A 14,404-nucleotide genomic window follows, 5' to 3' on the forward strand; every position below is an offset into this window, starting at 1 on the left:
GGGGTTGCGCGATCTAGATCCGGAGAACAGCAGTGAACATCGACGTCAAGCAGGAAAGCCTGGACCGCAGGCAGATTCTGACGGCTCTGAAAACCTTCCGTCGCGGCGACTTTTCGGTCCGGCTCCCGATGCATTTTGACGGTATCGACGGCGAGATCGCCGATGCGTTTAACGAGATCGTCGAACTCAACGACCAGATGACGAAGGAATTCGACCGCCTGTCTCGTGTCGTTGGCAAGGACGGTCGGATCGGCGAACGTGCCAATCTTAGCCGCGCATCGGGCAGCTGGGACTCGAGCGTCCGGTCGGTCAACGAACTCATCGAGGACATGGTGCAGCCGACCGCAGAGGTCGCGCGCGTCATCGGCGCAGTCGCGAAAGGCGACCTTTCGCAGACGATGATGGTGGAGATCGACGGCCGACCGTTGCGGGGCGAGTTCCTGCGCATTGGCAAGATCGTCAACACCATGGTGGGCCAGCTTGCCTCCTTCGCCTCCGAGGTAACACGCGTTGCACGCGAGGTCGGCACGGAAGGCAAGCTCGGCGGTCAGGCCCGCGTGAAGGGCGTGGCCGGCACGTGGAAGGATCTGACCGACAACGTCAACGCCATGGCGACGAACCTGACCAGTCAGGTGCGAAACATAGCTGAGGTCACTACGGCCGTGGCTTCGGGCGACCTGTCGAAGAAGATCACGGTGGACGTCAAGGGCGAGATCCTCGAGCTCAAGAACACCATCAACACGATGGTCGACCAGCTCAATTCTTTTGCATCCGAAGTTACCCGTGTCGCGCGCGAAGTGGGCACCGAAGGCAAACTTGGCGGCCAGGCACAGGTGCCGGGCGTCGCCGGCACTTGGAAGGACCTCACTGACAACGTCAATTCGATGGCGCAAAACCTGACGAGCCAAGTTCGCAATATAGCCGAGGTGACGACCGCCGTCGCTTCGGGCGACCTGTCGAAGAAGATCACCGTGGACGTCAAGGGTGAGATTCTTGAGCTCAAGAACACCATTAATACGATGGTGGACCAGCTCAACTCTTTTGCATCGGAAGTCACCCGCGTCGCGCGCGACGTGGGAACGGAGGGAAAGCTCGGCGGGCAGGCAAATGTGCGAGGCGTCGCTGGAACGTGGAAGGACCTGACCGACAACGTGAACCTGATGGCGGAAAACCTGACGAGCCAGGTCCGCAATATCGCAGAAGTGACGACCGCGGTGGCGTCTGGCGACCTGTCGAAGAAAATCACCGTCACGGTGAAAGGCGAAATGCTGGAATTGAAGGACACCATCAACACCATGGTGGACCAGCTCAACTCTTTCGCATCCGAAGTCACGCGTGTGGCGCGAGAGGTTGGCACCGAGGGCAAGCTCGGCGGTCAGGCGAATGTTCGAGGCGTCGCGGGGACGTGGAAGGATTTGACCGAGAACGTCAACTCGATGGCGCAGAACCTCACCGGTCAGGTGCGAAACATCGCCGAGGTAACCACGGCGGTGGCACGCGGCGATCTGTCGAAGAAGATCACGGTCGACGTGCAAGGCGAGATCCTCGAGCTGAAGAACACCGTCAACACGATGGTCGATCAGCTGAACTCCTTCGCATCGGAAGTCACCCGCGTTGCGCGTGAGGTGGGGTCAGAGGGGAAGCTTGGGGGTCAAGCTCGCGTTGAAGGCGTCGGTGGCACGTGGAAGGATCTAACCGACAACGTCAATGCCATGGCCGGCAATCTCACGGTCCAGCTTCGCGACGTTTCGAAAGTTGCTACCGCCATCGCTACCGGCGATCTTACGCAGAAGATCACAGTGGATGCCCTGGGCGAAATCCTGCAGATCAAGGACGTGATCAACACCATGGTTGATCAGTTGAACTCCTTCGCCTCCGAAGTTACGCGAGTCGCGCGCGAAGTCGGGTCGGAAGGCAAGCTCGGCGGTCAAGCGCAGGTTCCCGGTGTTGCAGGAACCTGGAAAGACCTGACCGACAATGTCAACGCGATGGCTGCGAACCTGACCGGACAGGTGCGAAACATCGCCGAGGTCACCACCGCGGTGGCCTCGGGTGATCTCTCGAAGAAGATCACGGTCGATGTGAAGGGTGAGATCCTCGAGCTGAAAGACACCATCAACACGATGGTGGACCAGCTCAATTCCTTCGCCTCCGAAGTGACGCGCGTTGCACGTGAGGTCGGAACGGAAGGAAAGCTCGGCGGCCAGGCGCAAGTGCGCGGCGTCGCTGGCACATGGAAAGATCTTACGGACAACGTCAATTCGATGGCGCAAAACCTGACGAGCCAGGTTCGCAATATCGCCGACGTCACCACCGCGGTCGCCCGTGGCGACCTGTCGAAAAAGATTACCGTCGACGTGAAGGGAGAAATCCTGGAGTTGAAGTCGACGATCAATACCATGGTCGACCAGTTGAACTCTTTCGCAGGCGAGGTGACCCGCGTCGCGCGCGAGGTGGGTACGCAAGGACGCCTCGGCGGGCAAGCGCGGGTGGAGGGTGTGGCCGGTACGTGGAAGGATCTCACCGACAACGTGAACCTGATGGCGACCAACCTCACGAACCAGGTGCGCGGGATCGCGGAGGTGGTCACTGCGGTTGCGCAGGGCGACCTCAAACGCAAACTTAGCCTCGATGCCAAGGGCGAAATAGCGGCGCTGGCAGACACCATCAACGGCATGATCGAAACTCTCGCTATCTTCGCGGATCAGGTAACGAACGTTGCGCGCGAGGTCGGTATCGAAGGGAAGCTGGGTGGCCAGGCACGCGTGCCCGGTGCCGCCGGGCTCTGGCGGGACCTTACGGACAACGTGAACCAGCTTGCCGCGAATCTTACGACCCAGGTTCGCGCCATTGCGGAGGTGTCAACCGCAGTGACAAAGGGCGACCTCACACGATCGATCGCGGTCGAGGCCTCCGGAGAAGTGGCGGCCTTGAAAGACAACATCAACGAGATGATCCGCAATCTGAAGGAGCAGACACTCAAAAATGCGGAACAGGATTGGCTCAAGACGAACCTCGCGCGCTTTTCCCGCATGCTCCAGGGCGAGCGCGACCTCGCGACGGTATCCAGGCTCATCATGTCGGAACTCGCGCCGCTGGTGAATGCGCAGTACGGAGTCTTCTATATAACCAACCGAGACCGGGACGATGCTTACCTTGAGCTCGCGGCGAGCTACGGTGCCGAGCCCGTTAAGACCACGAAACAACAGTTGGAGCTGCGCGAAGGGCTGCTCGGCCAAGCGGCTGCCGACAAGCGGCCCATCCTGCTCGAGAACATTCCAAGCGATTTCGTCAAAATTACATCGGGGCTAGGGCAGGCACGACCCAACAACGTCATCATCCTTCCCGCTCTGTTCGAGGACGACGTCAAGGCGGTCATCGAACTGGCTTCGCTCAACGAGTTCAGCGACACGCACCAATCGTTCCTCAATCAGCTTATGGAATCCGTCGGTATCGTTCTGAACACAATAGCGGCCACCATGCGAACCGAGGGATTGCTCAAGCAATCGCAGTTGTTGACGGCTGAGTTGCAGGCTCGTCAGTCCGAGCTCACCCGAAAGCAGGAAGAGCTTCACGCCACGAACGAGGAGCTTCAGGAGAAGGCCCAGCTCCTGCAGAACGAGAAGAAGCAGGTCGAGAACAAGAACCTCGAGATTGAAATGGCGCGCCGTGCGCTCGAGGAGAAAGCGGAACAGCTTGCGCTGACGTCGAAGTACAAGTCGGAGTTCCTGGCAAACATGAGCCACGAGTTGAGGACGCCGCTCAATTCGCTGCTGATCCTTTCGCGGTTGCTGGCCAGCAACCAGCACGGGAACCTCGACGACAAGCAAGTCGAGTTCGCGCATACGATCCATGCCGCCGGGACAGACCTGCTCAACTTGATCAACGATATTCTCGATCTCTCGAAGATCGAATCGGGTACGGTCTCGGTGGAGCTAGGCAACGTCGCTCTCAGCCAGTTGCGCCAGCATCTGGATCGGACTTTCCGCCAACTTGCTGCTGACAAGGGACTCGAATTCGTGATCGAAATCGATCCCAATCTACCCGAAACGATCCGCACGGACGAAAAGCGCCTGCAGCAGATCATTCTGAACCTTTTGTCCAATGCTTTTAAGTTTACGGCCAAGGGCCGCGTCAGTGTGCGCTTCGACGCACTGGCCGGGGACGCAGCGAAAAGCTGGGGCCTCCAAAGTGAATGTCTCGCAATATCGGTCGCAGATACGGGCATCGGCATACCGCAGGACAAGCAGAGGCTGATTTTCGAGGCCTTTCAGCAGGCTGACGGGACGACCAGTCGCAAGTACGGGGGGACCGGGCTCGGATTGTCGATCAGCCGTGAAATCGCCCGGTTGCTCGACGGCGAGCTGAAGGTGGAGAGTGAGCCCAATCGAGGCTCTATCTTTACTCTCACAATTCCAGTCCACGGTTCTCACAAGGTCACGCCTGTCGCGCGTACTTCGGATGACCTCGACCTGCTCAGGGCGCAGAGCAATGCAATTGCAGCACACGACGAGATCGGGGACGACCGCGCATCCATCGAGCCGCAGGACAGGGTAGTCCTCGTCGTCGAGGACGATCCTACATTCGGGCAATTGCTCGTGAATCTAGCGCGAAGTGCCGGTCTGAAGGCGGTGCTTTCCTCGACGGGTGCAGGGACCGTCGCACTTGCTCGAAAGATCCTGCCTGATGCGATAACACTCGACCTTGGCCTTGCTGACATCGATGGCTGGGTACTTTTCGACCTGCTGAGACACGATCCGATAACTGCGAGCATTCCTATTCATGTGATTTCCGGATCGGATGATACTGAAGCTCTTGTCGCCGAAGGCGCCGCCGGGGTTGCCATGAAGCCGGTAGACCACGGGGAACTCGTGAAGCTCTTCGAAGCAGTACGGCAGGCGCAAGCGCCTGCGCAGCGGAATGTCTGCGTCTACGAAGCCGATGCTGACAGACACGCAAACCTCCTGGAAGTGGTTAACGATCGTCGGACCGCCATCACCTCGATTAATACCCTCCCCCACGAGGCGGAGGACATCGAGCAGTACGATGCATACGTGCTAGGTCTGGGGGAAATCTCGGAAAGCAACATCGCGCTGCTGAGGGACGCTGTCTCCCGTCCTGGTCTGCGGGACCGACTAATCGTGTGGGGCGCCATGCCCCGGGAGTTGCCGGCCGCGCTCGGCGATCCAACGGAGCTTTCGGGAGTGACGTTCGTCGATAGCTTGCCGGATGTCGCTTCCGCGCTTCTCGATCTTCCCAACGGTGCCGCTGCATTCCCGACGCCTGGAGGAAGCGCTCTCGAAAGCATCTCCGGCGCCAAGATTCTGATTGTCGACGACGACATCCGCAACATCTTCACCCTGACCAGTGTGCTCGAGAGCTGGAACGTGGAGGTGATGCATGCCGAACGAGGTCGCGACGGCATCGATTTGCTGGAGCGGACACTGGACATCGATGTGGCCCTGATCGACATAATGATGCCCGAGATGGATGGCTACGAAACCATGCAGGAGATCAAGAAACGCGCCAGTATCGGACATGTGCCGCTCATTGCGGTCACGGCCAAGGCCATGCACGGAGACCGACAGAAGTGTATTCACGCCGGAGCTTCCGACTACATATCAAAGCCTGTCGATCTCGACCTGCTGTTGGCGCTGCTGCGGGTTTGGGTCGGTCGGTCCCGCGAACGGCGCGGCTTGCCCCCCGCCCTGCGAGAGACGGCGACGGCTCAGTGAGGAAGATGTGAGCCGAAGCCAGCCGGGGCCGATGAGCCGCGCTTTGATCAAACCCGATGATAACGCGACGCGTTCGACAAGTGCGCGCATTCTCGTGGTGGACGACGACGACCGAAACCTTCTGTCCATGGGGGAGGTTCTCTCCGGTCTGGGAGAGCTCGATTATGCTCGTTCCGGTGAGGAGGCGCTGAGATACCTCCTGCGACAGGATTATGCCGTCATCCTCCTCGACGTTATCATGCCGGGTCTCGACGGCTATCAGACGGCTCAGCTCCTCCGCCAGCGGGAATCCTCCAGGAGCACCCCGATCATCTTCCTCACCGCGATCAACAAGGAAGACGCGCACATGCTGCGCGGGTACGACGCCGGAGCCGTCGACTTCCTGTTCAAGCCTTTCGATCCGGTGATGCTTCGCTCGAAGGTATCCGTCTTCGTCGACCTCTACGAAAAGACACGCGAGATCAAGCAGAAGGCGGCCGTGGAGCAGCGCCTCCTCGAGGCGAACCTGCGCGCCAACGCCCAAAAGCTCGAGGCGGTACGTGCGCTGCGTCGCTCCGAGGAACGGCAAGAGGTCATCCTCAAATCTCTGCCCTTGTGCATCCGCTCGCGCGGGATCGAAGCACCTCATCCCACCCGGTTCATCTCCGGCGCCGTGGAGCGACTGACCGGGTTTCCGGCGGAGGCGTTTACTGCAGAGCCGGGTTTCGAAGCCAGCCGAATTCATCCGGAAGATCTGCCCCGGGTTACAGAGGCGCTGGAAGCGGCAGTGAGGACCGGTTCGTACGTGGCCGAGTTCCGTTGGAAGTGCGCCGACGGGAGCTATCGCCGCTTCCTCGATCAAGGGGTTGTCTCCACCGATGAAGACGGGCAGCCATCGGAAATTTCGGGAACGCTGCTGGACGTCACCGAGCGCAGACATCTTGAGGATCAGCTCATCCATGCCCAGAAACTAGACGCAATCGGCAAGCTGACGGGAGGCGTGGCGCACGACTTCAACAATCTGCTCGGATCGATCCTGAGCGGGCTCAGCCTGCTTCAACGGAAGGTCGACATGGGAGACGATGCCGTCCGAGTCTTTGAGATGACCCAGAAGGCCGCAAAGCAGGGCGCGGATCTCATAGCCAGGATGCTGACCTTCTCCCGCCGTCAGCATCTGAAGCCGGAAAACTACGACCTGCTGCGTCTTGCCGAAACCCTAAGCCCGCTACTCGAATCCGTTCTGGGAGGTCGTCTGAAACTCACCTGGGACTTTGAGCCCGACGTATGGTCCGCCTATGTGGATCCTGGCCAGTTGGAATTGGCGGTGATGAACCTCGTCATCAACGCCCGCGACGCTATGCCGGAAGGTGGATCGGTCGTGATCGAGGCTCGGAACCATAAACAGGCCGTGCCTGGGCCCGAGTTGCCGGCAGGGGAATATGCTGTCCTTCGTGTCGTGGATAATGGCAGCGGTATCGAGCCGGAGCACCTTGCCAAGGTGATCGAGCCGTTCTTCACCACCAAGGAGGTCGGGCGAGGCACGGGTCTCGGCCTCAGCACCGCCTACGGATTCGCCAAACAGTCGGGCGGCGCGCTTCGGGTGCAGAGCGTCGTGAACGAAGGCACAACGGTGGAACTGTGGTTTCCGCGTGCTCAGACGGGTAGCATGAATTCGGTGCTGCCGGAGAAAGGCCCGAGACGGTCCTCAACCGCAGGCACGCGTAAGCCTGCCATCCTGCTGGTGGACGATACGCCGGAACTGAGGGAGTTTACACGGGCTCAACTGGCAGAGCACGGTTTTGCCGTCACTGCAGCCGGAGGTGGCGCAGAAGCCTTGATGCTTCTCGAGAAGCATCCGCACAGTTTCGACGTGATCGTCACTGATTTCGCCATGCCGCTGGTATCAGGCCTGGAGGTGATCCGCTTTGCCCGCAACATGCGATCGGGTTTGCCTGCGATTATTATAACCGGTTATGTCGAGACTCAAGTGATCGGCGATCGCCCTTCGGACGTTCCGCTGATTAGGAAGCCTTTCGAGTTTGATGTACTCATCGAGGCGATAGAAAGGGTATGTGCTCGCGATATTGAAGACGCCTCGGAACTGACATGTGGGCGCAGTCGCGGTGATGGGTAGAACCGCCAGCGCTTCCGCGTGCACCGCTTAACCACGACCTACCTCGGCACCGCAAACCGAGACTTTCGAAGCGTGAATCGGTGTCCGCTTTCCGAGAGGTAGCCCGACGTTCGGCATTGTCAGACAAACTCGACCAAGTTTTCAGCAGCAATCGAGCCGCTCCTGCCTCAAGCCACGCAGAGCTGACGCCACTCGGCGAGAGCGGCGGCACGATTGAGTTTAAGGTTGTCTCGGCTGTTGAGGTGGCGCTCCTTGTCAAAGTGGTTGTGGATGGAGGAATGAACAGCGGCGAACTTCTGCAGACTGCCCATTCGCCGAAAGCGCTGCATCGCTCGCTCGCGTAGTCGGAAGGGAAGATGCGAGTTCTCCGCTCGGTTGTTTTCCCAGCGCCCGGTCTCGCGGCGCCTGGCGACGCCGAGCTCCTGGAGTGCGGCGCCGTAGGACCTGCAACGGTCGGTGACGATTACTTCGGGTGAAACGTGCCTGCGAAGAGCTTTCCGAAGGAATCTCAGCGCCGCCTTGCGATCCCGCGTCTTCGCGACAAGCGATTCCAGAACCTCGCCCTCATGATCCACTGCGCGCCAGAGGTAGTGCTGCTTGCCGTTGATCTTCACGAACATCTCGTCAAGATGCCAGCGCCAGAGCAAGTATGCCTTCATGCCCGCGACACGCTTGCGGCGGAGCTCGGCGGCGAAGATCGGTCCGAACCTGTTCCACCAGAAGCGGATCGTCTCATGGCTGACCGCGATACCGCGCTCATGCAGAAGGTCCTCTACGTTCCGCAGCGACAGTGGGAAGCGAACGTACAGCATCACCGCGAGACGGATGATTTCAGGGCTCGTCTTGAAGTAGCGGAATGAACCGGGCTTGCTCATCTGGCAAAGCTACGCGGGCCGCTCTGCCTCCTCAAGTCGGTTTCCTCTGACACCGCCCGAATAGCCCTTGACCGGCTGCACCGGAAGCCTGATCCAGAGCTCCTTAAGCGCGGCAGGGGAGCGGGTTCCGAGCGCGACCACGTACGCGTCAGCTATCCGCACCCCGGGATGTCGCGGCTGACGTCACGGCGCGGCTGTCGGTCACGAGCGAAAGAAGTTCCATGCTGTGGGAGAACGTTACGCCCAGTACTTCCGCCATGGCCGCGAGACGCTCGGTGAACAGCCGGCAGTCACCCGTCTCGTCGTCTGGCAGCCTCAGTCCTCCGACGAACTCGGCCGGAGCTTCGGCAAGCGCCGGTTCGACTTTGATGCAGCCCCTGCGGTCGAGCGCTTCATAGGGTACGTTCAGGTTCCTGAGTACCTCGACGTCTCTGGCAATGCACAGACGCGGTCTTCCACTTGTCCACTTCTGCTTCCTGATCCGACCAGAGGAGCGAGACAGGTTCGAGGAAGTCGATGCTTCCACCCCGGCGTTTGCTATCGAGTATGGCTTCTACAATTCTGGGCGAGAGCAGGGTCAGGCCAAGCTGGCGGGTGACGTAGGAGCGGCTGATCCCTTCCTGACGCGCCAGGTCGGCGATGGTGGCGAACTCCCCAGATTCGAGCATCCGTTTCCACCGGAACGCGCGGGCCAGCGCCTTGACCAGCGTGCTGTCCGTCCTGCGCGGCTGGGTGGCGCTGTCGGGCATCTCCATCTCCTTGCGACCGCCACGCTTCACCATGCGGAACGGGACGTGAAGCTTGATGGTCTCAGGCAAGGATGTACCGTGGTTCATGCGGCGCGCTCCAGGTCACTGCTCCGCATCTCGCGCGCGAGACCAGTCAGTCCGTCGATGCGGAGCCGGACATTCAGGCTCTCAGTGCCGATGTCGACCCGTTCGACCAGCAGCGCCACTATGCGCGCCTGCTCGGCGGGAAAGAGTTCCTCCCACAGCGGATCGAGTTGATGCAGCGCCGCGCTCGCGTCGGCTTCGGTGATGTCGTCGGGATGGATGCGGGCGGCCTTGCACGTACCAGCCACGATTTCGGGCTGGCGGAACACGGCGCAGAGCTGGTCGATGACGGCCGCCTCGATCTCGCCCGCCGGCGCGCGTCCTATCGGGCATGAGCCGGCGCCATGCTTCAGAACCGTCTGGCTGACGTAGTAGCGGTAGAGCCTGCCGCCCTTGCGGGTGTGGGTCGGAGAAAACGCCGCGCCGTCGGGGCCGAACAGCAGTCCCTTGAGGAGGGCAGGGGTATCGGCGCGCGTGCGGGCGGCGCGCTTGCGGGGGCTCTCCTGCAGGATGGAATGCACCTTGTCCCACACATCGTGGTCGATGATCGCATCGTGCTCGCCGGGATAGCTCTGACCCTTGTGAACGGCCTGACCGATGTAGGCGCGGTTGTTGAGCATCCGGTAGATCGACTTCTTGTCGATCACAGATCCGCGCGAGGTGCGGATGTTTCGCTCGGCAACTTCTCGCGCCAACTGCGTACCCGAGCCGATCTCCAGAAACCGGCCGAAGATCCAGCGGACCTGTTCGGCGTGATCCTCTTCGACGATGAGCTTCCGGCTCTCGACCCGGTACCCGAAGGGCGGGTAGCCACCCATCCACATGCCCTTCTGCCGTGAGGCGCGGAACTTGTCGCGGATGCGCTCGGCGGTGACTTCGCGCTCGAACTGGGCGAAGGACAGCAGGATGTTCAGCGTTAGCCGCCCCATCGACGTGGTGGTGTTGAACGATTGCGTCACCGAGACGAAGGTCACGCTGTTCCTGTCGAACACATCGACCAGCTTGGCAAAATCCATCAAGGAGCGGGAGAGGCGGTCGATCTTGTAGACGACCACCACGTCGACCAGCCCACCCTCGATGTCGGACAACAGCCGTTGCAGGGCAGGGCGCTCAAGTGTCCCGCCCGAGATGCCGCCGTCGTCGTACTGATCGCGGACAAGGACCCAGCCTTCCGAGCGCTGGCTGGCAATATACGCCTCGCAGGCCTCGCGCTGCGCATGCAGCGAATTGTACTCCTGCTCCAAACCCTCCTCAGAGGATTTCCGGGTGTAGACGGCGCAGCGCAGCTTGCGGAGCACCTTGGTCTGTTCCGGCGGCTTCGTCATGTCCGCCCCCTGTGGTTCTTCAGGCCGAAGAAGACCCATCCGTTCCAGCGCGTGCCGGTGATGGTGCGCGCGATGGCCGACAGCGACTTGTAGGGTCGTCCCTGCCACTCGAAACCTGTGGCGGTGACGGTGACGATCTGCTCGACGCCCTGCCACTCGCGCAACAGCCTGGTGCCGATGATTGGGCGGTCGCGGTCGAGGCGCATGGTGCGCTTCTTCCTGTCGCCGCCGTCGAGTTCCTCACCTAGCCTCTCCAGCCGCCGGACCGTCTCCGGCTTCAGCCCGCCATAGGTGAGTTCCTGAATTCGGTAGGCGAGGCGGCTTTCGAGATAGCGGCGGTTGAACACAGGCGGCTCCGCATGGAAGAGGTCGCGCCACTGCTGCTTCAGTTCCGGGGTCGAGATTGTCTTCAACGCCGCCAGCCGGGCCGGGATCATGTCGCTCATGGCATTCTCCGTTCGTCGTTTGCGAACGGACCACCGCTCTGGTGGAGGCTGAAGTCCAGCGAACTATTCTCCGGCAGCGCAACTACTCCGCTTGACTGTCGCGTCCGGAGACGAACCAGCCCGGCGGCCAGGATCGCGCAGAGCTCGCGGCGACGTTCACTAGGTGAAAGGCAATCCGCCGGAACGGGATTAGGCCCTGCTCGCACTCTTCTTGATCTCCAGTTCGCTTTCAGTCGCGTCCGAAGAATGTCAGAGCGTCACAACCCGATCCAACAGCTCGGGTACAGCAGAGCACCCGAACGAATTAGCGGGGGAGACCGCGAAAATCTGCTGTCAGTTGTCGGCGGTTCCTTTTATGTTCCGGTGAGTTGCTATTCACGCGGAAGGAACGACTCGCATGCCTTCAATTGCCAACTTTGTACGCAATCTACAGAAGCCAATCCTCAAGGCGTTTCTGTTGCGGTACGGCCTTGAACTCAGCCAGGATGAACTCGCAGCCGAACCCAAGCAGATGGCTGAGGCGATCGTGGCGCGATACGCAGAACACCCTCCGGGGTTCCGAAGCAGGTTCGAATACGAACTCGACAAGATATGCGCTCTGGCCAAAGGAGCCGGGCAGGTCGCGGTCGAGCAGGTCTTCCCACACAGCGAGACTTTAGATCTTCCGATCGGCCTCAATCGTGCTGTTTGGCTCTACCTTCATGATCCTGAAGGCTTCCGGCATGCGGAAGAAGTGCTTTACAATGATGAGCGCCGTGGAACGAAAAAGTGGACCCCATACAAGATCGAGCCAAGCCTCGTGGTCCGGCAGGATGAGGATGCGCTCGAACGGTTCCGACAGAGACTGATGAAGGAATGCGACACGAGCAACGTCCACCTTGATATTTTCGAGAGAGGCCTGGGGAGTGATGACGGGTCCGAAACTGATGAGGTGGAGGACCAACATGCCGGTAGCCGCGTTCTCCAGGTGACCATCTATCGCGAGGGAAAACCCACTGACGATCTCACGTTTGAAGACAGCAAACTGAAGGCAAGCGTTCGGCGACAGGTCATAGAGGCCTCGGTGACATACGAGCCTGCGACTGGCACCATCGAGTGTGTAGCCGGCAACCGCGATGTCCGAGAGCAGATCGTCGCAAACGTGGCGGTCGAACTGCTCGGGTGTGCGTCGGACCTTCAGCCAGTGGAGCAGCGCGCGTATGATCTTACGGTTCTTCGACAGCCGATAGAATTCGAGAGTGAGCCGCTCGATGGTATCGACAGCGTACGAGTAACCAAGATGGTGCTGTCGCCGATCGAAACTCGTGCGGAAAGGATCACTCTTGAGAGTAGACGGAAAGGTCCCGACATGTGGGCCATGGCCACCCAACGGTTGGGGGATGACGCGCTTACATCCAACTACACAATCGACCAGGCTGAACTGTCCATCCGTTATCGACCGCGGAATTCAAACAAGCCACGGATCCTTCGCGTTTCGATCACGCACCCGAGCAGTTCCAACGTGAAGGAGCACACCGACTTCGATTACATGATCTCTCGCAAATATCTGCCGAGGTGGGGGCTGGCGTCTCCTTGATCAGCTCACGCTCATCGGCCGAGCTTCTGCTGCTGCTTTTGGAGTCGCGTGAACTTGTCTACACGCATCACTCGCTGGTGAACCACTTCAGGTCCGCCGGCAAGGAGTTGCTGGACGCACGGCTGTTGGTGGCGCTCGACTACGAAGCTGTCGTCTCAGATGAAGTGGATGGGCCCGTCGAGGTGCGCCCGGGCAATCGCCCCCGCGAGTTGGGCTACCGCGACGCCGCGGGAGCTTGGACCGCGGTGAAACAGGAAGAACTTCGCCGATATCGGCCCGACCTGAAGGTGTTTTTTCAAACGTTGTTCGGGGGCGATCTCCATCACTCCGCTGGCGGCCCGGTGGAGTTGGTGCCGGAATTGTCGTGGGACCTCGGGACCGCCCGTCTCGGCCGGCGGGATCCAACAGAAGTCTGGTTCGTGCGTCGACTATCCCATGAGGGGGCGTGGTCGGAGATCTCTCAGGCAATCCAGCGACGTCCTGCAACATCACTACGACTTATCCTCACCAGCACACCTGGCAGCAAAGCGAAGGACCGAACAGCTCAGATGTGCTGCATCGTTTCGCTAAAGGATGTGCTCGAGACTGATAGGCTTCGGTTGAATGTGCGGACGCTCGGCGCGCGTCTGGCCGGCCGGGCCCCCGAGCAGGTGAGCAGTGATGTCCATCTGTCGGGCGACAACACTCTTCTTATCGTCGCCGGAAACGAAATCCGGTTCGCCGGATCGAAGCACAAGATTGCTATCAGATACATGGTCGACGCCCATTCGCGGGCAAAATCCTTCCGGGCAGCTGAGGTCGCCGACAGGGCGGGCTCGCGGGGGCTCTCACTCGACCAGATCTTCGGGAGGGTCAAATGGCCGCTGCTCCGGCCTCACCTCCACGAGGTTGATGGAAACTGGCGCTTCGCAGTCTGAGATCAACAAATCTGGTGAACGGTCTGGTGTGGAGCCGCATGACCGTCTGGCGACAATCGTTCGAAGGTCCTCCTCGTCGCAATCGCAACGTCGAGGAACTTCGAAATGTCTCCAAACTATCTCGATCAAGCAGAACTTGCCGCCCGGTTCCGCGTAAGTCCCCGCACGCTCGAACGTTGGAGATGGCAAAAGACTGGCCCCAACTACATCAAGCTCGGCGGCAAGATCGTCTACGCGCTCGAAGACGTCGAGACGTATGAACGCCGCCGCCGCGCCGAGACGCACTCGTCCATTCTCGGGTCGTGGAGGTGATCATGACGAGCGCGGAAAAGAAAAACCCGGTGAGGCTGCCAGGCGCACACCGGGTCGATGTCAAAAAGCTGGGGGGCTCAATTGACAGCAACAATGATACTCTCGCAGTGCGCCGTCGGCAAGCAGCCCACCTGCTGAACGCCTACAATCTGTCATTCGACTTGGCACTCGTCCTGGCCGAGCACGCCTTCCAGAGCGGGAGGTAGCCATGACCATCCCGCTATCTGGCATGCCCGATAAGAGATATCGGCGACCCAAAGTCCGCGTCCTGC

11 protein-coding genes are annotated in these 14,404 nt (G+C 60.3%); 6 read left to right on the forward strand and 5 right to left on the reverse strand.

Features of this window, described 5'->3' with window-relative positions:
- The first annotated feature begins 38 nt into the window (after positions 1-38).
- Together ABGN05_RS13910 and ABGN05_RS13915 are read left to right on the forward strand one after the other, a co-directional pair.
- The gene (locus ABGN05_RS13910) at positions 39-5,735 is read left to right on the forward strand and encodes a HAMP domain-containing protein (RefSeq protein ID WP_444876173.1); all 5,697 of its coding nucleotides are present in this window, start codon (positions 39-41) and stop codon (positions 5,733-5,735) included.
- Between the two features lie 43 nt (positions 5,736-5,778).
- Positions 5,779-7,848: a PAS domain-containing hybrid sensor histidine kinase/response regulator gene (locus ABGN05_RS13915; protein ID WP_367954640.1), complete on the forward strand. Its 2,070-nt coding sequence runs from the start codon at positions 5,779-5,781 to the stop codon at positions 7,846-7,848.
- Positions 7,849-8,015: 167 nt separating this feature from the next.
- Here the strand turns inward: ABGN05_RS13915 and ABGN05_RS13920 are convergent, their stop codons facing one another.
- From ABGN05_RS13920 to ABGN05_RS13940, 5 genes are all read right to left on the reverse strand, one after another.
- Positions 8,016-8,723 (reverse strand): IS6 family transposase, encoded by a 708-nt coding sequence (locus tag ABGN05_RS13920; RefSeq protein WP_367954641.1) that lies wholly within the window; start codon positions 8,721-8,723, stop codon positions 8,016-8,018.
- A gap of 148 nt (positions 8,724-8,871) precedes the next feature.
- Positions 8,872-9,225 (reverse strand): FAD-dependent oxidoreductase, encoded by a 354-nt coding sequence (locus ABGN05_RS13925; RefSeq protein WP_367955134.1) that lies wholly within the window; start codon positions 9,223-9,225, stop codon positions 8,872-8,874.
- Entirely contained in the window at positions 9,116-9,559 is a 444-nt protein-coding gene (locus ABGN05_RS13930; RefSeq protein WP_367954642.1) for a ParB/RepB/Spo0J family partition protein, read from the reverse strand. Before ABGN05_RS13930 ends, ABGN05_RS13925 begins: the two co-directional genes overlap by 110 nt.
- Positions 9,556-10,881, reverse strand: a complete 1,326-nt coding sequence (locus ABGN05_RS13935) for a recombinase family protein (protein WP_367954643.1) — start codon at positions 10,879-10,881, stop codon at positions 9,556-9,558. The genes ABGN05_RS13930 and ABGN05_RS13935 overlap by 4 nt, the downstream gene beginning before the upstream one ends.
- Positions 10,878-11,327: a DUF2924 domain-containing protein gene (locus tag ABGN05_RS13940; protein WP_367954644.1), complete on the reverse strand. Its 450-nt coding sequence runs from the start codon at positions 11,325-11,327 to the stop codon at positions 10,878-10,880. Before ABGN05_RS13940 ends, ABGN05_RS13935 begins: the two co-directional genes overlap by 4 nt.
- Positions 11,328-11,724: 397 nt before the next feature.
- On the opposite strand from ABGN05_RS13940, the gene ABGN05_RS13945 reads away from it, so the two are divergent.
- From ABGN05_RS13945 to ABGN05_RS13960, 4 genes are all read left to right on the forward strand, one after another.
- On the forward strand, positions 11,725-12,903 hold the full coding sequence (locus ABGN05_RS13945) for a hypothetical protein (protein WP_367954645.1): 1,179 nt from the start codon (positions 11,725-11,727) through the stop codon (positions 12,901-12,903).
- Positions 12,900-13,820 (forward strand): hypothetical protein, encoded by a 921-nt coding sequence (locus ABGN05_RS13950; RefSeq protein ID WP_367954646.1) that lies wholly within the window; start codon positions 12,900-12,902, stop codon positions 13,818-13,820. The genes ABGN05_RS13945 and ABGN05_RS13950 overlap by 4 nt, the downstream gene beginning before the upstream one ends.
- Before the next feature lie 105 nt (positions 13,821-13,925).
- Complete coding sequence (locus ABGN05_RS13955; RefSeq protein ID WP_367954647.1) at positions 13,926-14,132, forward strand: helix-turn-helix transcriptional regulator; 207 nt, start codon at positions 13,926-13,928, stop codon at positions 14,130-14,132.
- A 2-nt stretch (positions 14,133-14,134) separates the two neighbouring features.
- Complete coding sequence (locus tag ABGN05_RS13960; RefSeq protein WP_367954648.1) at positions 14,135-14,338, forward strand: hypothetical protein; 204 nt, start codon at positions 14,135-14,137, stop codon at positions 14,336-14,338.
- The last annotated feature ends 66 nt before the right edge of the window (positions 14,339-14,404 follow it).

Source organism: Aquibium pacificum, from assembly GCF_040839445.1.
Lineage (GTDB): Bacteria > Pseudomonadota > Alphaproteobacteria > Rhizobiales > Rhizobiaceae > Aquibium > Aquibium pacificus.